Source organism: Rufibacter aurantiacus, from assembly GCF_017916345.1.
GTDB lineage: Bacteria > Bacteroidota > Bacteroidia > Cytophagales > Hymenobacteraceae > Nibribacter > Nibribacter roseolus.
In genome coordinates, this window is the sequence record NZ_JAFMSV010000004.1 from 976,547 (window position 1) to 997,183 (window position 20,637).

23 protein-coding genes are annotated in these 20,637 nt (G+C 52.5%); 2 read left to right on the forward strand and 21 right to left on the reverse strand.

Annotated features, from left to right (window positions below):
* Positions 1-252: 252 nt before the first annotated feature.
* Complete coding sequence (locus J3P34_RS18845; protein ID WP_210490132.1) at positions 253-1,047, forward strand: SDR family NAD(P)-dependent oxidoreductase; 795 nt, start codon at positions 253-255, stop codon at positions 1,045-1,047.
* 100 nt (positions 1,048-1,147) lie between these two features.
* Here J3P34_RS18845 and J3P34_RS18850 read toward each other — a convergent pair whose 3' ends face one another.
* The 4 genes from J3P34_RS18850 to J3P34_RS18865 all read right to left on the reverse strand — a co-directional run bounded on the left by J3P34_RS18850 (position 1,148) and on the right by J3P34_RS18865 (position 3,976).
* Entirely contained in the window at positions 1,148-2,203 is a 1,056-nt protein-coding gene (locus tag J3P34_RS18850; RefSeq protein ID WP_210490133.1) for a hypothetical protein, read from the reverse strand.
* 107 nt (positions 2,204-2,310) lie between these two features.
* On the reverse strand, positions 2,311-2,850 hold the full coding sequence (locus J3P34_RS18855; protein WP_210490135.1) for a dihydrofolate reductase family protein: 540 nt from the start codon (positions 2,848-2,850) through the stop codon (positions 2,311-2,313).
* 122 nt (positions 2,851-2,972) lie between these two features.
* Positions 2,973-3,347, reverse strand: coding sequence for a hypothetical protein (locus tag J3P34_RS18860; protein WP_210490136.1), 375 nt, complete (start codon positions 3,345-3,347; stop codon positions 2,973-2,975).
* A gap of 173 nt (positions 3,348-3,520) precedes the next feature.
* Positions 3,521-3,976, reverse strand: coding sequence for a DUF1801 domain-containing protein (locus J3P34_RS18865; RefSeq protein WP_210490137.1), 456 nt, complete (start codon positions 3,974-3,976; stop codon positions 3,521-3,523).
* Positions 3,977-4,213: 237 nt separating this feature from the next.
* Here J3P34_RS18865 and J3P34_RS18870 point away from each other — a divergent pair, with 237 nt between their 5' ends.
* Positions 4,214-5,134, forward strand: a complete 921-nt coding sequence (locus tag J3P34_RS18870; protein ID WP_210490138.1) for a zinc-dependent peptidase — start codon at positions 4,214-4,216, stop codon at positions 5,132-5,134.
* Positions 5,135-5,298: 164 nt separating this feature from the next.
* Here J3P34_RS18870 and J3P34_RS18875 read toward each other — a convergent pair whose 3' ends face one another.
* The 17 genes from J3P34_RS18875 to J3P34_RS18955 all read right to left on the reverse strand — a co-directional run bounded on the left by J3P34_RS18875 (position 5,299) and on the right by J3P34_RS18955 (position 20,576).
* Positions 5,299-6,219, reverse strand: a complete 921-nt coding sequence (locus J3P34_RS18875) for a helix-turn-helix domain-containing protein (RefSeq protein WP_210490139.1) — start codon at positions 6,217-6,219, stop codon at positions 5,299-5,301.
* A gap of 67 nt (positions 6,220-6,286) precedes the next feature.
* On the reverse strand, positions 6,287-7,297 hold the full coding sequence (locus J3P34_RS18880; protein ID WP_210490140.1) for an aldo/keto reductase: 1,011 nt from the start codon (positions 7,295-7,297) through the stop codon (positions 6,287-6,289).
* Between the two features lie 186 nt (positions 7,298-7,483).
* Entirely contained in the window at positions 7,484-7,861 is a 378-nt protein-coding gene (locus tag J3P34_RS18885) for an iron chaperone (protein WP_246853782.1), read from the reverse strand.
* Positions 7,862-8,001: 140 nt separating this feature from the next.
* Positions 8,002-8,352 carry a hypothetical protein gene (locus J3P34_RS18890; protein WP_210463082.1) on the reverse strand — a complete coding sequence of 117 codons (351 nt, stop codon included), beginning with the start codon at positions 8,350-8,352 and terminating at the stop codon, positions 8,002-8,004.
* A gap of 59 nt (positions 8,353-8,411) precedes the next feature.
* Complete coding sequence (locus tag J3P34_RS18895; RefSeq protein WP_210490141.1) at positions 8,412-8,588, reverse strand: hypothetical protein; 177 nt, start codon at positions 8,586-8,588, stop codon at positions 8,412-8,414.
* A gap of 66 nt (positions 8,589-8,654) precedes the next feature.
* Entirely contained in the window at positions 8,655-10,472 is a 1,818-nt protein-coding gene (locus J3P34_RS18900) for a serine hydrolase (RefSeq protein ID WP_210490142.1), read from the reverse strand.
* Between the two features lie 85 nt (positions 10,473-10,557).
* Entirely contained in the window at positions 10,558-11,919 is a 1,362-nt protein-coding gene (locus tag J3P34_RS18905) for a glycoside hydrolase family 140 protein (protein WP_210490143.1), read from the reverse strand.
* 7 nt (positions 11,920-11,926) lie between these two features.
* Complete coding sequence (locus J3P34_RS18910; RefSeq protein WP_210490144.1) at positions 11,927-12,283, reverse strand: YciI family protein; 357 nt, start codon at positions 12,281-12,283, stop codon at positions 11,927-11,929.
* 139 nt (positions 12,284-12,422) lie between these two features.
* Positions 12,423-13,817 (reverse strand): MATE family efflux transporter, encoded by a 1,395-nt coding sequence (locus tag J3P34_RS18915; RefSeq protein ID WP_210490145.1) that lies wholly within the window; start codon positions 13,815-13,817, stop codon positions 12,423-12,425.
* A gap of 156 nt (positions 13,818-13,973) precedes the next feature.
* On the reverse strand, positions 13,974-14,477 hold the full coding sequence (locus J3P34_RS18920; protein ID WP_210490147.1) for a VOC family protein: 504 nt from the start codon (positions 14,475-14,477) through the stop codon (positions 13,974-13,976).
* Between the two features lie 200 nt (positions 14,478-14,677).
* Complete coding sequence (locus tag J3P34_RS18925) at positions 14,678-15,871, reverse strand: serine hydrolase domain-containing protein (protein ID WP_210490148.1); 1,194 nt, start codon at positions 15,869-15,871, stop codon at positions 14,678-14,680.
* A gap of 421 nt (positions 15,872-16,292) precedes the next feature.
* Complete coding sequence (locus tag J3P34_RS18930; protein ID WP_210490149.1) at positions 16,293-16,895, reverse strand: NADPH-dependent F420 reductase; 603 nt, start codon at positions 16,893-16,895, stop codon at positions 16,293-16,295.
* A gap of 108 nt (positions 16,896-17,003) precedes the next feature.
* A complete protein-coding gene (locus J3P34_RS18935) occupies positions 17,004-17,894 on the reverse strand; it encodes a pirin family protein (RefSeq protein WP_210490150.1) in 891 nt (296 codons plus the stop codon).
* 251 nt (positions 17,895-18,145) lie between these two features.
* Positions 18,146-18,724 carry a Crp/Fnr family transcriptional regulator gene (locus tag J3P34_RS18940; protein ID WP_210463092.1) on the reverse strand — a complete coding sequence of 193 codons (579 nt, stop codon included), beginning with the start codon at positions 18,722-18,724 and terminating at the stop codon, positions 18,146-18,148.
* A gap of 164 nt (positions 18,725-18,888) precedes the next feature.
* Positions 18,889-19,389 carry a hypothetical protein gene (locus J3P34_RS18945; protein WP_210490151.1) on the reverse strand — a complete coding sequence of 167 codons (501 nt, stop codon included), beginning with the start codon at positions 19,387-19,389 and terminating at the stop codon, positions 18,889-18,891.
* A gap of 117 nt (positions 19,390-19,506) precedes the next feature.
* A complete protein-coding gene (locus J3P34_RS18950) occupies positions 19,507-19,827 on the reverse strand; it encodes a DUF7677 family protein (RefSeq protein WP_210490152.1) in 321 nt (106 codons plus the stop codon).
* Positions 19,828-19,937: 110 nt separating this feature from the next.
* The gene (locus tag J3P34_RS18955; RefSeq protein ID WP_210490153.1) at positions 19,938-20,576 is read right to left on the reverse strand and encodes a hypothetical protein; all 639 of its coding nucleotides are present in this window, start codon (positions 20,574-20,576) and stop codon (positions 19,938-19,940) included.
* Between the last annotated feature and the right edge of the window lie 61 nt (positions 20,577-20,637).

A 20,637-nucleotide genomic window follows, 5' to 3' on the forward strand; every position in this document is an offset into this window, starting at 1 on the left:
CGTTTTAGACCTCAAATCAGGAAAACAGGCCAGAAACAGTTACCAGGTTCAAGTGGAAAGCAGGCGCAGGAAAGGAGTCTCGTAATGACTAGACAAAAGCTTCGCCGATGAAGCCAGAGGCAAAACAGTTTGTCACAGCCGGAAAGGATTTTGGGCGACAGGTGATTGATTACCATTCGTTTAAACTGCCCTTTTGGGTAAACCAGCCAAAATCATCTTCGTTTAAAAAAGCTCACCTAAACCGGTAATGACATGGCTAACAACACGCAGTACGCCCTGATCACGGGCGGCACCGAAGGTATTGGGTATGAGCTCGCCAAGATTTTCGGCCAGAACGGCTACAACCTTATTCTGGTGGCCCGCGACCAAACCGAACTGGACCAGCGCGCCGCCGAACTCCGGCAGAACCACGGCGTGGAGGTGGTCACGCTGGCCAAAGACCTGTTCCTGCGCCAGGCTCCTTTTGAAGTTTATGACGAAGTGAAAGCCCGCGGCCTGCGGGTAGACGTGCTGGTGAACAACGCCGGCCAGGGCCAGTACGGCGAGTTTGTGGACACCGACATCAACCGGGAACTGGACATCGTGCAACTGAACATTGGGGCCTATCTCACCTTCACCAAACTGTACCTGAAGGAGATGGTGGCCCGTAATGAGGGCAAGATTCTGATGGTAAGTTCCATTGGCGGCGAGATGCCGGGGCCTTTGCAGTCGGTGTACCATGCCACCAAAGCTTTTGTGACCTCGTTCTCTGAAGCCGTGCAGGACGAGATCAAGGAAACGAACGTCACCCTCACCAAACTGCTGCCCGGCCCCACCGATACCGAGTTCTTCCACAAAGCCGATATGGAGGAATCAAAAATGGTGAAAGAGCAGGACCTGGATGACCCCGCCAAGGTGGCCAAAGACGGTTATGAGGCGCTCATGGCTGGTAAACTGGAGGTGATCTCGGGCATGCGCAGCAAGATGATGGTGGGTGCCACCAAACTCATGCCCGACAACATGGTAGCCGCCACTATGCACAAAATGTCCAAGCCCAGCGAAGAATAAGTACTTATATTTAATCGCAACCCCTAAAAAAACGCCCTGGTCTGTTCACACAAGCCAGGGCGTTTTTCAGTTTTGAATTGTTAGGATTGGGTAAAAGGCATTATAAAGCGTCTTTGTAGGAGAGAAAATCTTTCTCGTCTTTGACAAACACCCCTGAGAGGGTGGTCACATACACCTTGTGGTCATAGAGCGATACCGAGGTGATCTTGTTTCCCTTCAGGCCGTCGTTCTTCAGTTCCAGCATGTTGATAGAGGCAGGCTTTATCCTGATCTGGAACATCTGGTCATTGAAGGTGCCCAGGAGCAGGGTGTCGTGCAGGCTGGCGTAGGAGAGCAGTTTCAGGGTTTCTATATCGGCTTTGAAGGTCCAGTTTTTCCCATCTGGGGAGGCGTGCAGGCCATCGTTGAACAGGCCGTAGACTTGTTGCTTGTAGGGGAACACGCGCTGAAGACCGGTGTCACGGAGTTTCTGCAGGTTACCGTCTGGAGAGAGTAGGTAGGTGGCCTCGCCGTTGGCCACGTAGAAGCCCTCCGGGTGTTTGCCCATATACTGGGTGGGCACCTGGTAGGGATGGATAGGCACCACCCTGGTATCCAGCACCTTTACCTCGTCATACAAACCGGTGCTGCTGAGCGTTACCTGCAGTTTGGCTAGCAGAATCTTCGTGCCGTCCGTGGCCCGGTAAGGTACGGCCAGCACATTGTCAGATGAGAGGCTCATGCATTCGCCCGTGGCAGCGTTCACAAAGTCAAAGGCCTGGAACGCAGGGTCTATCCTGGTCATGAGAATACCCTTGCCTGACTGGATAGACGGATAGTTGGTTGGGTAGACCACAATGGTGCTCTGGTCATAAGCCACCGCCGTGAGGGTAGCCGAAATAGGGTACTTGAACTGAATGGGGTTGTTTACCCGCTCCAGCAGGCTGCGGCTTATCACGCTCTTGCCTTTTTCCTGCGTGAGGCGGCTGAAATTGTTCAGTCCCATGAGGTACAGGCTGTTGCCGGCTGCATAACTGTTGGTCTGGATGCGGGCATCAAAGAGAAAGCGGTCGTCTTCCTGCCAGGCCACCGCGGGGGTAACCGGCGTCACGGCTTCTTCCTTTTCCTGGCAACTGGCCAAAAGCAAGCCTAGGCCTAAAATCAATATCTTTTTCATGGGTCATGTCTCCGGTGGCGCAAAACAAAAGGAAATTCCTTTTCTAGAAGACAACCCAAAGCCCTTTTTCCCTGAAAGGAAGCAAATTTTTTCTGCCCGTGATGACCCTATCTGCTGGGCTTTACGCAGTCATACCACAATTGCACCAGCCCCGAGGGAAACGTGTTGCTTCTGGTGAGCACCAGGTCCTGCTCCGGCCGCCCGTCCTGGAACAGCCTGATACCGCTACCGAGCAAATGCGGTATCACGGAGACAATGAGTTTATCTATGAGGTTTTCTTTGAGCAGGGCAGCCACCACCTGCCCGCCACCGTCGCAGTAGATGTTTTTGCCGGGCTGATGTTGCAGGGAGTTGATAAGGTCTTTAAGGTCTCCTCCGTAAAATTCCACGTTCTCGTCTTGCCCGGTTTTGCTTCTGGAGAGCACGTAGCACTTCTTGTCTTTGTGCGGAAACTCGGGCATACCCATGGCAAGGACTTTGTCATAGGTCCTTCGGCCCCAGATCAACGTATCTACCGTGGTCTGGAAGGCCGCGTAACCGTAGTCCTCACCAGGCCGCTCCACCTGGTTCAGGAAATCAATGTTGTCATCTTCCTTTGCAATGTATCCGTCCAGGCTCATCGCAATAAAAAGCACTACTTGTCTCATGCGCGTTTGTGGGTTGGTATTTGGTTGAGGGAAAACAAAAAGATGCTCCCATCGGACTAGTGTAAACGACGGAGAGGCCGTCGGCCGAAGCTGACGTTTACACATTGTTGTGAAAAGGCTTTTTATACCGTTCCTATCAATATACCTAAGTTCTTATCCAGATGAGCATTTAGGAAGTCTGCGTATTCTTTAGAACCATATTTTAAAATTCTATTGCTCCACCATCTAAAGTCTTCATTTTTCTTCCATTCTGGATGCTCAAATGATATACTTAAGAATTCTTTATCTAAGTTCTCTATCCGTCTCTTGAATTCCTGATGGTCAATAAATTGGTTAAGCTGTGGATCTACAAGAAAGGTTTCGATTGGCTCTCTAACAAGTTCTAAATCATGCTCCAATTCAGGTTGAATACTCTGATACCCGTTTTTTATTTGCTCTACTAAATTTGCCCACTCTTCTATCGCTGAATAGGGCGTTTCAGGGTATTCTGCTCCCATCCTTTTGAAAGAGCTATGAAAGTCTCACCGTATTCTCTTTCATATTTCATATTTAAGCTTTTTCACAACTCTCTTAGAGACGGAATAAAAGTTCAACTTATTTTTTGGGGTGAAAGCAGTCCGCCATTTTAAAGCCGATTTCCAGAAAACAGCCCTCAAACGCCAGTCAAAATCTACTTGTTGAAGGCGGATTTGTAGAGGGTAATCCAGTCCTGGGGCGTCATTTTGCTGGCCAGTTCTCCCAGGAGCTCCAACGGAATCTGATCTGGTTTCTTGAACCGGATGCAGCTTTTGCCCATGTCCAGCTTGGTTTTGCTGTGTTTGGGGTACTCAGTGGTAAACCAGGCCAGCAGCTCCGGATCGGCGTACAGGCCCATGTGGTAGATGGCAATGAAGTTCTTCTGCGACGCGATGCTCAGGAAGGGCAGGGGCAGTTTGGGGTCGCAGTGATAACCCGCCGGGTACAGTGTGTGCGGCACCACGTACCCGATCATGCCGTAGCTCATCTCCTCCTGGAAACCGGCGGGAAGGTTCTGGAGCAGGGTTTGGCGCAAGGCTTCCATGGCCGGTTGGCGGTCCTGGGGCAGTGCATCTATGTAATCCTGGGGGCTGAGCGCAGTAACGGGCATATCAATGAGGGCTTAATGAAAGGGTTCAGGAATAGCGGTGGAATAGACCAAAGTAAAAATAAAAAGCGGACCGCCCAAAATAACGGAGGCATTTAACACAGGCTTGTTTTAGGGCATTTTTCCCCAAAACGGCCTCTAAACTCCTTTGCAGGTTGGCGGTGGGAATAGGCAGGAAAGAAGCCTAACTTTACCGGTGCAGGAAGCATCTTTCCTGCCCGTTACACGTTGGTAAGCCCTATGGGAATTGTCGCATTTATCTTATTTGTAGTTGTTATCTTTACCATCTTCTTTAGGTGGGCCACCCGCAAGAACCGCCGGCGCAAGAAAGTGCTGGCGCAGGAGTTTCCGGCGGAGTGGCGCAAGATCCTCACCGACCGGGTGGGCTTTTACCACACCCTCAAGACCGATGCCGAGAAAGAGCGTTTTGAGAAGATGATGCAGCTGTTTCTGTCTGAGAAGCGGATCACCGGCATTGAGGTCGCCATTGATGACACCACCCGCGTGCTGGTGGCGGCCAGCGCCATTATTCCCATCTTCGGGATACAGGATTGGGAGTACCAGAACCTGGGCGAGGTGTTGGTGTTCCCCGGCAGCCTGGAGCGGTTCAAAGACGAAGACAGCGAGGCCGTGTCTGAGGTGCTGGGCCGCGTGAACCCTTTCCAGAACGACCATTACGTGACCCTCTCCAAACCCGCCCTGGAACGCGGCTTCAATGACATGGCCGACCGCCAGAACGTGGGCATTCATGAGTTTGCGCACATGCTGGACCAGGCCGATGGCGAGATCAACGGAACCCCCAGCGCCTACCTGCCCAATGAGTTGATTCAGCCCTGGCAGCAACTGGTAGACCGCAAAATAAAGGAAATCAAGAAAGGAGAATCAGACATCAACCCGTACGCGGCCACCAATAAGGCGGAGTTCTTTGCCGTGTCCACGGAGTATTTCTTTGAGAAACCCGGCCAGATGGCCGAGAAGCACCCGCGGCTGTATGCCATGCTCACCCGCATCTTCAAGCAGAATCCCAAACGCCGGTTCAGCCTAAATTTCCGGGAACTGCTCAACCCCTACGGCAAGCGCCTGGGCCGCAACGAGCCCTGCCCCTGCGGCAGCGGACAGAAGTACAAGAACTGCTGTCTGCCCAAGAAATCGGCGGCCTGACAGGCTACCGTTTTAGGGCCGTTTTCTGGAAAACGGCTTCAAAACGCTGGCCCAGTTGTCACCCCGGAAGCCTTGCAGAAATCTGCCAAGGCTTTCTCTTCCCGCGCCAGGTTGACAATCTTGTGGTTACCCAAGGAGTCAAGAAGCGGCGTTTTAAGCACGTTTTAGTTAAACGAGTGCCTGAACTCCAGCGGCGACACGTTGGTCTTGCTCTTGAACAGCTTGCTGAACGACTGCGGGTATTCAAAGCCCAATCCATACGCAATCTCACTCACTGATAAGGACGTGGTGCTCAGGGTTTCCTTGGCTTTCTCAATCAGTTTGTTCTGGATGTGCTGCTGGGTGCTTTGGCCCGTGAGGCTGCGCAGCATGTCACTCAGATAATTGGGCGATAGGTTCAGCTTCTCTGAGACATACTGCACGGTGGGCAACCCCGTTTCTGGCCCCAGGCCGCTCTGGAAGTACTCGTTCAACACCTCCTCCAGTTTCACCAAGAGGTCATGGTGGGTGTTTTTGCGGGTGATGAACTGGCGGTTATAAAACCGGTTCGCGTACGTGAGCAGCACCTCCATGTGCGACACAATCACATCCTGGCTGAAGCTATCAATGGCCGAGGTGTATTCCTGCGCAATGTTGTTCTTGATGTTCTCCAGCACCGCCTCCTCTTTTTCCGAGAGGTGCAGCGCCTCATTCACTGCGTACGAAAAGAACCCGTACTCCTTGATTTTCTTGCTTAGAGGATAGTTCCGGATAAAGTCGGGGTGGAAAATAAGCCACCAACCAGAGAGCGAGATTTCAGCAGAGGCATCGGTGGAGATCACCTGGCCGGGCGAGAAGAACGTCATCACGCCATCGTCAAAGTCATAGTAGTTCTGTCCGTATTTGAGTTTTCCCTGGAAGTCCTTCTTGATGCAGATGGAGTAGAAACTGTAGACGAAACTGCCCAACATTGCCCCGCAAGTCTCCCGTAGATCGCTCAGGTTGATCAGGCTCACCAGCGGGTGCTCGGGCTGGGGAATGCCCAGTAACCGGTGCAGTTCAGAAATGGATTGGATGGTATACGGGCTACTGTTTTGCTTTTTCATACGCCAAGAAATTAGGTAGAAAAGGTACGGGAAGTTTTTCTGATATGCTTCCCGTACCGCCTTGCATTTAGATGTTGATCATGCTCATGGACACGGCATCGTAACGGGCGCCGGTGGAAGTGCCCAGCGGCACGATTTCCTCCAGGCGGGCCAGGTCCTGGGGCGTTAAGGTGAGGTGCGTGGCCGCGATGTTCTCCTCCAGGTATTTCACCCGTTTAGTACCCGGAATAGGCACGAAGCCTTTGGCCAGAATCCAGGCCAGCGCCAGTTGGGCAGACGTGATCCCCTTTTCATCCGCGAGGGTTTTGATGGCGTGCACCAGCTCAATGTTCCTGTAAAACTGCTCGCCCTGAAACCGGGGAATGCTTCTCCTGAAATCATCCTGGGGGAAATCATCCGGGCTTTTGATGTCTCCGGAGATAAACCCGCGGCCCAGCGGCGAGTACGGCACAAACCCGATGCCCAGCTCTTTCAAGGTGTCCAGAATGCCGGCTTCTTCTACTTCCCGCTCAAACAACGAGTACTCCGTTTGTACAGCGGTTACCGGATGCACGGCGTGCGCTTTCCGGATGGTCTCGGAGGAAACCTCGGAAAGCCCGATGTAGCCTACCTTGCCCTCCTTCACCAGCCCGGCCATGGCGCCTGCGGTGTCCTCAATGGGTGTGTTGGGGTCCAGGCGGTGCAGGTAATACAGGTCAATGTAGTCGGTGCCCAAGTTCTGGAGGGAGCGTTCCAGCGCTTTCCGCACGTAGTCGGGTCGACCGTTGATCTGCCAGGTCATCTGTTCCTGGTCGTCAATCTCAAACCCGAACTTGGTAGCGATGATGTACTTCTCCCGGTTGCCTTTGATGGCTCTGGAAATCAGCCGTTCGTTTTCCAATGGGCCGTACAGATCGGCGGTGTCCAGGAAATTTCCGCCCAGTTCCAATGACCGGTGAATGGTCTTGATCGCCTCCGTTTCATTGGCGGCGCCGTAAATATCGGCTCCGGCAATTTTGCTCATGCCCATGCAGCCCAGCCCTAAAACCGGCACCACCAGGCCCTGGCTTCCTAACTCTGTTTTTTCCAAACTTTCCATGTTTCTAGCTTTAAATGGTTGTCTTCTTTGAGTAGGGCAAAGGTGAGAAAACGGACCGCGGCGAAAGTAGCCCAATCTCTTGTTGTTGTATCCAAAAGCGGGAATGCGGCAGAAGCAGTGTCAGGGAAGCCTGTGGGCGAGGTGTCAGGAGCTGCTTTTAAAGCGGAAGCGTTGTTTGCGGCTGGTTCATTTAGCCTTCTTCTGGTCTGCTTTCTTCTCCGCGATTTCTCTCTTCCTGAATTCTACAATGCTGGTGATCAGCTCCAGCGGCAGTGGTTTGTGCAAGGGAAGTTGTAGGGTGCCTTTGCCGGTTTTGTACCCCGCAAACGCTTCTTTGAAGGCAGGGTTTTCTACCGGGGCTGGGTAAAGCCCGATGTGGTGTTTGAATGCGGCGAAGTACACCAGAGGCCTGTTCGCGAGCTTGAACGTGGGAATGGCGTAACTAATGGTCTCCTCGGCCTCCGGCACTACCTCTTTCACCCTTGCCCTGATCTGCTCCAGTAACTTCTGTGTGTCTTCCGGAAAACCAGCGATGTAGTGGTCAATGGTGGTAGGGGTGGTCATAAGAATTGGCTTCAGGTTTCATCTTTTGCGCTAAGCACAAGTTAACGATGCTTTCTTAAAAAGCCTCTCTTTCAAAAGCCTGTTTCCGGGTTGCTTTAAACAAAACAGCCCGGAAACAGGCGGGCGCTGCCCCGGGCGGCTTATTGTTTTTTGTAGCCCATGGAGAGGCCCAGATCACCGGTGACCTTCAGGTTCACGGCGGCCGTGTCATTGGACGCATTGGTGATGACCACGGCGGTGTTTTTGTCCACTTTCACACTGGCCCGTTGGTTGGGCTTTACATTCTGGGTAGAATGCTTGCCTCCGTTGATAGGTGCCTGGTGAATAGAAAGGTTGGTGTTGGAGGCGTTCTGCAAATTAACAGAAAAGCCACCGTGTTCATTGTTGCCTAAGACAAAGCTGTTGTTGGGCTTGATGTAAGTGGTGGAATTGAGGGCCGTGCAGGATGCTAAGCCCAGAAGCGCGATTAGTGTGACATAGATGGTTTTCATACAGTAGGTGGTTTATAGGTGGTTTTTTGATTTTAAGGAGTAAACCGCAAGCGTGTCTTTCACCCGAAGGAGGCCTGGTGCACGATTTTGCCTTTGTCTGCCAGCAGAAGGGTGCCCGAGAAACGCTGCTGGACAGCTTGCTTCTGGGTGATCTTCCGGATACGTGCCGTGTCTATCTGGGCAAAACACAGGTGCGCAGACAACGTGGGAAGCAACGTGAGGCGAATTCGGGCCATGGGTTTTGAGTGGCTTGTCCTTTGTGAGTGATTTTTGGAAGAGCGGGCAATTAGCCAAGTGGAGATTTATGGTTCTTTCTTCAGTCGGCTCAGTAGCTCTTTGGCTTGGGCATCAGAAGGGTCCAGTTCCAGGGCTTTGGTGTAGGAGCGGATGGCGTTGGGTTTATCGTTCATTTTGACAAAATAGTCCCCGAAACGGGTCTGCACCATTGCGGAGGTGGGGTATTGTTCCAGCGCTACTTCCAGGATGGCTTTGGCCGCCGCTAAAGCTGGTTTGGGCTTGTTTAGCAGCTCATAGGCCAGGTACGTGAGCTGGGAGTCATTCATCTTCAGCTGCCGGAAACCCTCTTTGGCTTCGGTAAACCGGTTTGCTCGCAGGAGTTCGCTCGGGGTAAATTCATCGTCCCGCATCCGGGGCATGGGTTTGTTTTGCCAAGCGGTTTGCAGGGAAGAAACCTTGCCCTGGGCATCTCGGCGCACGAATCCTTTGATGTTGAAATCAGTGAAGACGACCGTGTCTTTGGCGACGGGGAAGGTGTAAATGTCTGGCCCGTCGTTGACGTTTTCTACCAGGTAATTTTTCTCTCTACGCAGGTACACCACTTCATCGGGCCCGCGGCGGTAGCGGCCGGTGAATTGGTCCAGCTCAGCGGTACTTAAAGCAAGGGGCGTGATGGCCTCGGGGAGGAAGTTGTGCCAGCCATACGTCTTCGCCACGGCTCTTCTAATCTCTTTGCCCAATCCGTTCACGTCATCTCCGGAGTTCAGCATGATGACCACGCCGTAACCTTCAGTGAGGTTGGCGATTCCGTAGGCCAGGAACCCGGCGTTAACCCCGGTAAACTCAAAGTAGATGCCCTTGTTTTCCTGGTTGTCGGCGCGCTGCAGCAGGAACGGGCCCAGGCCCATCTGTTCTTTGTAGAACCCCTCGGACACGGTGACCTGCGGCGTGAACATTTGTTGGGCCAGTGCCTGCTGCAGAATCTTTCCCTTGCCTCGATAGGCATTCTGGAGATCTAGGAAGAACCTTGCCAGATCCGTTGGCGTGGTGTACAAACCGGCGGCGGCCTGCTGGGGATACACGTACGGCATGCCCTTAAACCAAGGTGCCGACGAATACGCCCAGGCAGCTTTGGTAGCAAATTGTGGGGGCAGCGGCTGTTCAAAGGTGGAGTTCTGCATGCCTAGTGGGTCAAACACCGTCTTTTTCACCAAAGGAGCGAAGTCCATCTTTGACACTTCCATTAAAGCCAACTGCGCAATCATGCTTCCTCCGCCAGAGTAGCGAAATTCCCTGGCTGGTTCACTGTTCACTACCACGGGTCTGCTCTCGGCAACGGGGGTGCCGCTCAGGATATCCACCACGGTGGGCAACGGTTTCTTGTCCGGGGTGAAGCCGAAGTAAGAGGACTGGGTAGTGCCGGCGGTATGGCTCAGCAGCATTTTGAGCGTGATCGGGGTCTTTCGGGTGAAGTCGTTTTCCGGGATTTTCCAGGAGGTGAGGTAGTGGTTGGTGGGGGCGTCCAGCGCTAGTTGGCCGTCCTGCACCAGGCGCAGGGCCGCAGCCGCCATGACCAGCTTGCTGATGGAACCCGCCGAAAACATGGTTTGGGTGGTAACCTGTGTTTTCTTCAGCGTATCGGCGAGGCCGTAGCCTTTCGCCCAGGCTACTTTGAAGTCTTTGATCACCGCAATACTGACGCCAGGCACGCGGTATTGCTTCATCCGTTCATGGATGTTCCACCCCGGGAAGCCGTTGACCGGCACAAACGGAATCAGGTTATTCTCAACCTGCCGGATCTCTTTTGCAGCAGGAGTCGATTGGGCGTGTAATCCCCAACAGTAGCAGAACAGAAACGCCAGCGTTAAAAGCTTTTTGTCCATGATGTAACCTCAGAAAACGGTACTCTAGAAGCGTACTTGGCGGGGGAGGTTCAGACAAAAAGCGTCTGGCAGGGAGCATGGTACCCTACCGGGGGAGTTGGTAGGGCGAGTTTACCGGCAGAAGTACTAAAACAAAGTCGCTTCCTCTGCCTGCAGACCAGGGGGTAAAGGTGGGCTGATCGGTGCGGTTGTATTCTCCTATCTTCTTCCACTGCCCGTCTCTAGGGTTAAACCAGAAAGCTTCCCATTTGTTTTCTGCCAGTTTGGAAAGATCCAGCTTCAAAGCTTTGCCCATGGGCGTGTAGGCCAGCAGGAAATCCTTTTGCTCACCCATGGCCACTACCTGGTGGGCTTCCCCTACGGGATTGTCATTCAGGATAAGCGCTTGGTCGTTGCGCAGTTGCTGCCACGGGAAAGAAGAGAGCAGTTTTTTCAGGTGCAGGAGGTGGGTGGCCCCGGGAAGGTCTAAAGACGCTCTCCAGCTGGTTCTGGCCCAGCTGATGGGGCTTCGGTTGGCCTGGTACATCTGCCAGATGCCGTGCGCGCCGTAGGTGTAGCCCGCCGCCCCAGAAAGCATGGTCCAATACGCGGAGGAACGAACGTCTGAGGCGTCCATCCAGCCGAACTCCTCGGGTTTGAACCGATCGGGGTGGTCTTCGTAGCGCGGTTCGCCGTTGATCACGGGGCGGGCAGGGGTTATTTTCCGGCTGTCTCGCACATACTTGAAATCATGGCTTTGCCGGCTGTGCCCCGCCTGGAACATGTCCAGGTCCAGCCAGTCTTCATTGAAGAAATCAACGGCTTTCTTCTCGCCGCTGGGGTGGAAGGTGATGAGGTGTTGCTGGTCCACGCTCTTGATGCCCTGAGCCATGGCCCGGATGATCTGCTTGTCTTCCTCGTTTTCGGGCCAGCGGTCGCCGCCCAGAATCCAGATGAGGTTGGGCTGTTTTGCGTATCTTTTTGCCAAAAGTTGGCCAAACTGCCTTGCATTATCGGGCGTGAAAATCTCAGGGCCTACGCCCCAGGCTTTGTGAAATTTATCGCCCCAGGTGGGTAGCAGGCCAATGTAGAGTCCCAGCTTCTCAGCCCGCCTGAGCACGTAGTCTACGTGGGCAAAATATTGTTCATTCAGCTGAGTGGGGTCCTGGTTGAGCAGGGGAAGGTGCCCGTAGGCGTTGGGCGTTTTCAAGCCGTCCAACTCTGCCAGCACTACTGTTTGGATGACGGTAAAGCCTTTGCCCGCTCTATCTTTAAGGTAAAGGTCTGCCTCCTCGCGGTTCAGCCGATGGAGTAGTTCCCAGGCCGTGTCGCCCAGCCAGAAGAACGGTTGGCCGATTTGGGTTTCCAGGTACCGCTTGTCTGCGCTGACTTTCAGAAGAGGCGTTTTTTGCCCGAAACTGAAAAATGAGCTTAAAACAAGAAGTGAAAGGAACAGAATACGTCGCATGGGAGCCTTACAGTTTTCCGGGTTCGGCAATCTCGCGCACTTCTACGCTGGTGTTTTCGCCTTGTAAAAGCGGGCATTCACCTGCCAGCGCACAGGCAGCTTCCAGATCGGGGGCATACACCAGAAGGTACCCGTCCAGTGATTGCTGCTGCGCTGTGTAAGGGCCCTCGGTTACCTGTTGGTTGGGTTTGAGCACTCTGCCTTCCGGAGAGAAATGGTTTCCGCCGGGTGCCAGCACGTCCTGGTTTGACAGTTTGCTTATCCAGGTACTCCATTGCGCCAGATAGATCTGCAGTAGCTCGGGGGAAGGCTGCGCTTCTTCTGAGGTGATGTTCCTTCTGAAAAGTAAGGCAAATTCTTTCATGCAGCTTATGGGTTCTATGGATACTGTCCCGAATATCAGAAATATACACGAACGTACAAGGCGCGTAACTCTTCTTTGGGCAAGCATTTCAGGGCGGTTTTCTGAAAATCAGCTGTAAAACAGGAGCATCTCCAATCCCTTAGATCTTGACCGCTTTCCAGCGCCCCTTCCTGAAAATCCACCAACTGATAAGCGCGTGCGAAGAGTGGCTGCAGGCAATGGTGACAAAGATACCGGTGACGCCAAAGCCCAGGTAAACCGCCAGCAGGTAGGCAAGGGGAATCTCAATAATCCAGAGCACCAGAATGTTGATGAACGCAGGTGTTCTGGTATCGCCGGCGCCATTGAAGGCCTGCACCATCACCATGCCCAACCCAAAAAAGATATACCCCAGCGTGATGATCTTTAGGCCGTCTGAGGCAATAGAAATCACCTCGGGCTCCTGGGTGAAAAGGCTGGCCACGTGGTCTCCGAAGAAAAAGAACGCGGCCGTGGCCAGTCCCAGGAACACCATGTTGTAGCGGGCGGTGAGCCACACAGAGAGCTCGGCCCGCCGTACCTTGTTGGCTCCCAGGTTCTGCCCTACCAGGGTGGTCGCCGCCGAGGAAAGTCCCCAGGCGGGTAGCAGCGTGAACATGATTACCCTGAACGCAATGGTGTACCCCGCCAGGGCATTGTTACCAAACTCAGAGACAATCCGGGTCAGGAAAATCCAGCTGGCAGACTCAATCATGAACTGGCCCATTCCGCCCACCGAGACCTTCAGGATCTGTTTCATGACGCCATACGAAAGTACCATGTTTTCGCGGACTACCTTGAGCAGGTGCTTTCCGTTGAGCAGGTGGTACAACTGGTACAAAACGCCAATACCCCGGCTGATGGAGGTAGCCCAGGCGGCCCCCTCCAACCCCATGGCGGGCAAAGGGCCCACCCCGAAGATGAAGAGCGGTGCCAGCACAATGTTGATGCCATTGGCGAGCCAGAGCGTGCGCATGGGCAAATGCGGCAGACCGGCTCCCCTGAAAGCCCCGTTGATCAGGAATAGCAGGATGATGATGAGGTTGCTCCCGAAGATGATGCGCGTATAGCCGATGCCTTTGGTAAGCACCTCCTGGTCGGCTCCCATGAGCTGAAGGATATCAGGGGCAAAGAAAAAAGTGACCAGGCTGGTAAGAATAGCCAGTATGCCCCCGGTGATCAGGATCTGGTACGTGGCGGTACCCGCCTGCCGGTAGTTTTTCTCACCCACCCGCCGGGCCACCATGGCGGTACCAGCCATGCTCAGCCCCATGCCCACTGAGTAGACAATCATGAGAATAGACTCTGTGAGGCCCACCGTGGCCAACGCGTATGCGCCAAGCCTACCCACCAGAAAAATATCCACCACCGCAAACAAAGACTCCATAAGCATCTCCAGGATCATAGGCGTGGCCAGCAGCAGAATGGACTTTTTCAGGTTTAGGCGGGTATAGTCCTGCTCTTTGCCTTTCACGGCATCCCAGATCAACCGGATCAGTTCTTGGCTCGGGTTCATGAGGTGGATAATATTTACGGGCAATGGTGAAGGTGCCTAGGCTTCGCCAATCATCAATGGCAATTTCCTTGCGGTAGGCACAAAAGTACCTTAGGGGCATAACGCTTTAAACCGCATTATGCCCCTAAGGTTATAGGAGGGCCAAATATAGAAAGATTAAGCGGTTACCTCATCCCCGAATGCCTGCTGGAGGGTGGCAATGTCAATCTTCTCCATCTGCAGCATGGCCTGCATCACGCGGGTGGTACGCTCGGCATCGGGGCTGTGCATGAGCTGGCCCAGGGCGGTGGGCACAATCTGCCAAGATACCCCAAATTTATCTTTCAGCCAGCCGCAGCGCTGGGTAGAGCCCCCTTCAGAGAGTTTTTCCCAGAACTCATCCACTTCTTCCTGGGTGTCACAGTTCACGAAGAGCGAGATGGCCGGGGTGAATTCATAGGTAGGGCCGCCGTTGAGGGCCATGAATTCCTGCCCGTTCAGGATAAAGGTCCCGGTCATGACCTTTCCCTTGGGGCCGGGGCCCGCCTCGCCGTAGCGGGAGACAAATTTGATCCTGGAGTTCCTGAAGACGGAGGTGTAAAAAATCATCGCCTCCTCGGCATTGTCATCGAACCACAGGAACGGTACTATTTTCTGCTGATACGATTGTTGCTCTTTCATAACGTTGTGTTTTGGGTTGGTGCCAGGGCATATTTAAAGGTGAAAAATTTATTTAAGGGGCAAAATGCGTCATAAGCTATTGGTTTGGGGTCTCCTGGTTTTCTGTTGTTTTACAGCTGTTTTACAATAATCAGGGCTAAAACACCCGGCGGGCGGAGGATTCCGGAAATCGTGGTTTTGAGGTAGAGTCATACCCATGGTTATTTCTTCTGCGCCGATTGGTTGTAAGGGATGTAATTCTCCCAGTACCAGGGCGTGAACGTGTCGGCCAGGGCTACTTCCAGCAGTTCTTTGAAGATGCTCTCGGCGTTGTCGCTGTTGCTCATGAGCACAATGCCCGCGCCGCGCTCCGGAAACAGGATGGAGTAGTGCTGGAAGCCATCGCCGTGACCTTCTTTGAAGGCGCCCGTGCCGTACTTTGACTGCAGTAAAACCCAGCCCAAACCGTAGCCCAGGTTAATGCCGTCGTTGGCGGCAGATTCCTCCAGACGACGGGGCCCAAACTGCTGCACAGACCTGATGCGTATCTGCGGTGTAAACATGGCTTTGGTGCTGGCTTTGGAAAGCAGGCGGTTCTGGAGCACGGCCTGGGTGAACAGGGTGTAGTCCTGCAGGGTGGTTTCCAGGGTGCTGGCGGCCCGCGCCTCGTTGTCTTTGTCTTTTTGGTAAGGGGTGCCGTTAGCCGAATGCCCCAGGCAATAGTCCTGCTCAAACCGGGGTTGCCAGGTGTAGGATGAGTTGACCATGCCCATCGGCCCGAATATCCTCTGCTGCATCATTTCCTCCAGGGGTTGGCCCAGCATTTTCTCCAGCACCGTCTGCAGGTACACCAAACCCTCGCCGGAGTAACTGTACCGCAGACCCGGCTTGAATTTGGCCCTCAGTTTTTCATCGGGCTCGTCCCAGCGCCAGTTAGGGAACCCCGTGGTATGGCTCAAACACATGCGGGCGGTGATCTGGCGGTACAGCGTGTCTTGTTTCAGATCCTGGTAATGGTCCTGCCATTTGGTAGCGGGCGTGTAGTCATAGATGGGTTTGGGCAGATAGCTTTGCAGGGGTTTGTCCAGGTCCAGCTTTCCTTCTTCCACCAGTTGCATCACCAGTACCGCAAACACCGCTTTGCTCAGAGAGGCTCCGTAGATATTGGTGGTGGCTTTGATGGGTTCCTTTGTAGTGGCGTTCTTGTACCCGAAGGTTTTCTGGTATACCGGTTTGTTCTGGTTGAATACCGCCACTGCCAGGCCCGTGACCCTGGCTGCCTGCATCAGTTCCTGGATTTTGCTGTCCAGCGCCGCCGCCGTGATCTTGCTCCCGTCTAGCCGGGTAAGGGTTTGCCCCAGCGCCGGAAAAGCGACACTCAGCACACAGTATACTATCAGGAAAGGCTTTTTCATGGGTGGAGAAGGTTTACTGACCAGGGTGCTTTCTCTTAGACTGCCATAATTCTGTTGGGTCCATCAGGCGATGACATTCTCAGGCCCTACCAGGTGACTGTGGACTGGATTCCCGCTTTTTTTTGTCATTTTGCTGTTTTCTGGTCGCTGAGGTACCTTTTTCTATGAGGCCATTTCCCTAGGTACTTCTCATGGAAACCCCTTCCTGGTGAGCAGCGGAAGCGGTAGAAGTAACCTTGGAATAGCGCTTTATATAATGAATATAGGTTTATAATGTTGATTTTCAAAATTTTAAGTTGCTGAAGTGCCAGCGCTTGCCGTCTCTAAAAAGCCAAAGAGACCGAAACCTGATGGTTCCGGCCTCTTTCCTGAAAGTAGTGTCTTATGATTGCAGGTGCCAAAAACAGGGCATTCTCTTACCTTATTCTGGCAGCTTAATCAAATTAAGGCCGGGAAGGGAGCCGCCGGGGAACTGCTGCAGTTTGGCCGAGTCCTGGAGAGTGCCCAGATTCACCCCGGCAAAGCCCAGGCGCTTGATGATCTCCAATACCGTTTGCTTCGCTTCTTTGTCATCTCCGGAGTAAAACACCACCCGGTTCCCGCCCGCCTCCCGCGGATCTGAGGCCAGCAGCGAGAACAGCAGGGTGTTGAATGCCTTCACCACCGTGGCGCCGGGCAACAGCTCCGCCACCACCTGGCTGGAGGGCTTACCGTTTAAGGGGGCGGCGACCATGCCGGGCAGCACGGGATTGGTGGCGTCTATCACCAGTTTGCCCTCCCAGGACGGAACCGGAGAAACGGCTTCCTCCAGATGCTGCCAGGGCACGGACAGAAACACAATGTCTGCTTCGGCGGCCTCCAGGGTAGTACCGGCTTTGATGCCGTGCCCGATCTCGGCTACTGCCTCCCGCAGAGATTCCGGACCGCGACTGTTGCTCAGGAGGGTCTCATACCCGGCTCTGGCGGTGTGCTGCGCGAAGGCCAATCCAATTTTTCCCGCGCCTAAGATTCCTATTTTCGTCATGGTAGAATTGGTTTTGAGAGTTGACCAAATGAGTCCTTCTGAAGTAAGAACTTACAGTAAGAGACCGGTTTTTAGGCTGATTTTCCAGAAACAGGCCGAAAAGACGGGTTACGCTACTGGGTTGGCTTTGGAGTAGGAGATCTGCCCGTACTGGCCGTTGAAGAAGTCGCGGTAAGCCTGGGCGATCTCGGCTTTGCTGTTCATCACGAAAGGCCCCTCGGCCACGATGGGCTCTCCATAATGCTCTCCCCCGAACAGAACCAGGTCCAGGGCGGCGTAGGATTCATTGGTCACTTCCAGCACGCCTTCGGCTCGGTCAAACTCCACAAACTCACCGGCCTGGTGCTTGTCGTTATTCAGAACCGCGTCGTTTTCCAGCAGGAAGGCGGCGTACTCCACGCCCGGAGCGGTGTCCAGGGAAAACTGCTGGCCTGCTTCCAGGTGCAGGTGGTACAGGAACTGCTCTGAATAGCTGGGGATAGGCGAGGTGAGCTCCTCATAACTGCCGGCGATGACCTTGATCCAGCCTTTGTCCTCGGCCAGGGGTTTCTGTGGCACCTCCTGCGCCTGTACTGCCAGGTACGCAGGAGCCTCGGCTTTGTGCTGGGCGGGCAGGTTAATCCAGAACTGCAGGGCGTGGGTAAGACCAGTGGCCTCGCCGGGATCTGGGTTCAGGTTCTCATCATGGATCACGCCGTTGCCTGCTTTCATCCACTGGATACCGCCACTGGTGACCCTGGCGTGGTGTCCGGCGCTGTCAAAATGCTCGGCTTCGCCGTGCAGCAGGTACGTGAGCGTGGCAATGCCGCGGTGCGGGTGGGCGCCGGTGCCGGTTTCCATGCGAGGAGCATCGGCGTTGTGCTGCTTGGGCGCGATGTGGTCCAGGAACACAAAAGGGCCTACCGCCTGGGCGTACCGGTTGGGCAGCATGCGGTAAATGGCTAAGTCACCAATATCGGCGCGTTGGCCGCGGGTGGAGAAACTTACTGTCTTTTTCATGTCTGTATCGTTGATGGAAGGTGATTTCCCGGCCTCCTTTTCGCCGCCGGGAACGATACAAAGGTGCAGCAACCCCGCGCCGCCGCACGATGATGTAAGCTAAGAAAAAGCGTTGACAAATGTCAACAGGGTGGCACGTAACCAGTAGCACGTAGCAGGAGGTATCTTCTCTTGCTCTTTTTAACTGTTTTCGCTAAACCAAGCCTAAAACGGGATAAAGCCGATGCTTGGGACAACAGGAGCAGGCCGGGTTACAAAGCCTGCTTGCGGATGCGGCTCAATGTTTCTTTGGTGATGCCCAGGTACGAGGCGATGAGGTGTTGCGGAAAGCGCTGCACAAACTCGGGGTGACACTCCACAAACTCGGCGTACCGTTTCTCCGCCGAAAAGCTGATAGCGGCGTTGATCCGGCGCTGGGTAGCCATGGAGTGGCGGTCATCCATTTGCCGGGCCATTTGCAGAAGGGCGGGCACCTGCTCATACAACTGCAACAAATCTGCTTTCTCCACCACCAGCAGTTGGGTGTCTTCCCAGGCATCTATGTTGTACAAAGAGGGCGTGAGCATGAGATAACTTTCCCGGTCGCCCACCCACCAGTTTTCTAAGGCAAACTGCACTACGTGCTCCGCGCCCTTCTCATCTACGCTGTACTGCCGCATGGCCCCGCTCACCACAAACCCCATGTACCGGCAAATATCGCCCTCCTGTAACAGGTACTGCTTCTTCCGCAACTTCTTCGGGTGGAAAGCTTGTTGAACCAAGGCCTGCTGCTCCTCCGTGAGCGTGGCTTGGGTATACTGGGCGATATAGGTGAAGAGGGCGGAGTGCATAAGAAGTATTCTGGATTACTTGGTCTGACGTTGAAAGACTTTGCAGAGTAGCGGCTTATACCTTCTAACGTTTCGCATGATATTAAAAGTAACTAGCAATAGGTAAAAGCTTTCAACCGGCGTTTCACCCGCTATTGCTGAAGCTATTGTTATACCAGCTGTTTTTATTGATATCTACCGAAGTTTTGATGTAAAACACTGTCCCGGTTTACTTTTACTCTTTGCTTAATTACCAAAAAAACGTCATTCACGACAACTGTGTCTTTGGTCAAGTCTAGGTCCGTATGAGTACCTCCTAACCTATATATTTCATTAGGGTCATATTTGACGTTCAATGTTTTATTGTCCACCCATTTCTCAACTACTATTTCAGGCGGCAAATTGTAAGCAGTCAGTTCGTCGTCATAGTCTTTCTCTTTGAGGAGAGATTTATATGACCTGGTTCCTCTTGCTCCTACATCAAGGGTATAAAATACAACCGCAGCGGTACTGTCTGGGGAATACAATTTCCCATCTATTTCCACCGCCCTGTTTCCAATATAATGAGGGCTCCAATAATAGCGGCAAGCTCTGAATATCAGAGTCCCTAAGGTCATCAGGATTAGAAAAGTAATTAATGAAGTCTTATGTTTTGCCACTGAGTTGCTTGTCTTATAAGTGGCCATAACATCCCTCGTGTATGAGTATGAGGCATGCAAGACCCTTGGCTGAAGGCTGACGTTTGGCTGTTGTTGGTAGTAGTTTCTCTTTTTTATTCTTTCTATTCAAATTCAACCACACTTTCAAATCAAGTCTTGTAAGGGTGGTGGATTGTGTAGAGTTACTTCCCAATCTTCAAATGGAGGCTCAACCTTATAAGATGAATCACAATAAGAGCGGATATACTGAGTTGCTCTTTTTTCAGCATATTTGGCATTCAAGACAATCCCATTCTCGTCCAACTTGATAACGTTGGCGTAAATGGCAAAGGCTTGCTCAATGGCACTTGGTTCTTCTCCATATAGTTCAAGGTAGTTTATCCCCTTGAGCATATAATGGCTTCCGCTTGCCATGAAGTAAGCAAATGTTCTTAAAGCGCCACTGAAGGAGTTGCTTAATCTCATTTTCTGAAACTCTATTTTATTATTCAGATTACTACCAACGGACTTGGCTACACGGTGGGCGAGGCCGGCGGCCGAAGGGTGACGTTTATGTCTTGTTAGCAGCAGATTTTTTATTTGTTATTTCCTTCAACTTTTAACTTTTGAAACTTCCAGCTTCTTGTCAGGTCGAGTAAGATTTCACTTGCTTTAAACATATTGAACGCAAAATCTACTTTTCTGTCAATATGGTAAAAATCATAATGTCCTATCCGAGTTTCTATTATCCCTTCTTTGCCTTCTTTCATTGAAGTTTGAAGAAAAGAATGCTCATTACTGAAATGTATATGACCTGAAGAGTTTTTATAAAGTTTATGTACCCCAGGATATATTTCATCAAGTTTAGTGGCTAGATAAGTGTCAGTCATTTTATGACCAGCAGCATCTTTTAGATTTCTGATGTGGTTTCCGCTTAGGTAATCAAGGAAAAAGCTATTGTAGTCGGTTACCAATGTTGCTGCATAGAATCTGAGACTATTATCAATTTGAATCCTTATTAGTGGAACACATGAAATATAATTATTCTCTTTAGCCAAGGTCAAAAAGCCTTTCATTAAAGATATAGACCTATTTATAATTGCAGAAGTAAATAAATCCATCGTGTGGATATTGTCTCCAATTTGTAAGAACAGCTTAGCTTCATTTATAAAAGCAGTTTCCAACTTGTTCAAATCGTCAAAGATGGCATGCAAGTCTTCTTCTGCAAAATTCATAGAAATGTCACTATAGGTTTATTTTTTAATTTACTGCCAACGTGAAAGGGCTTTAAGAAGG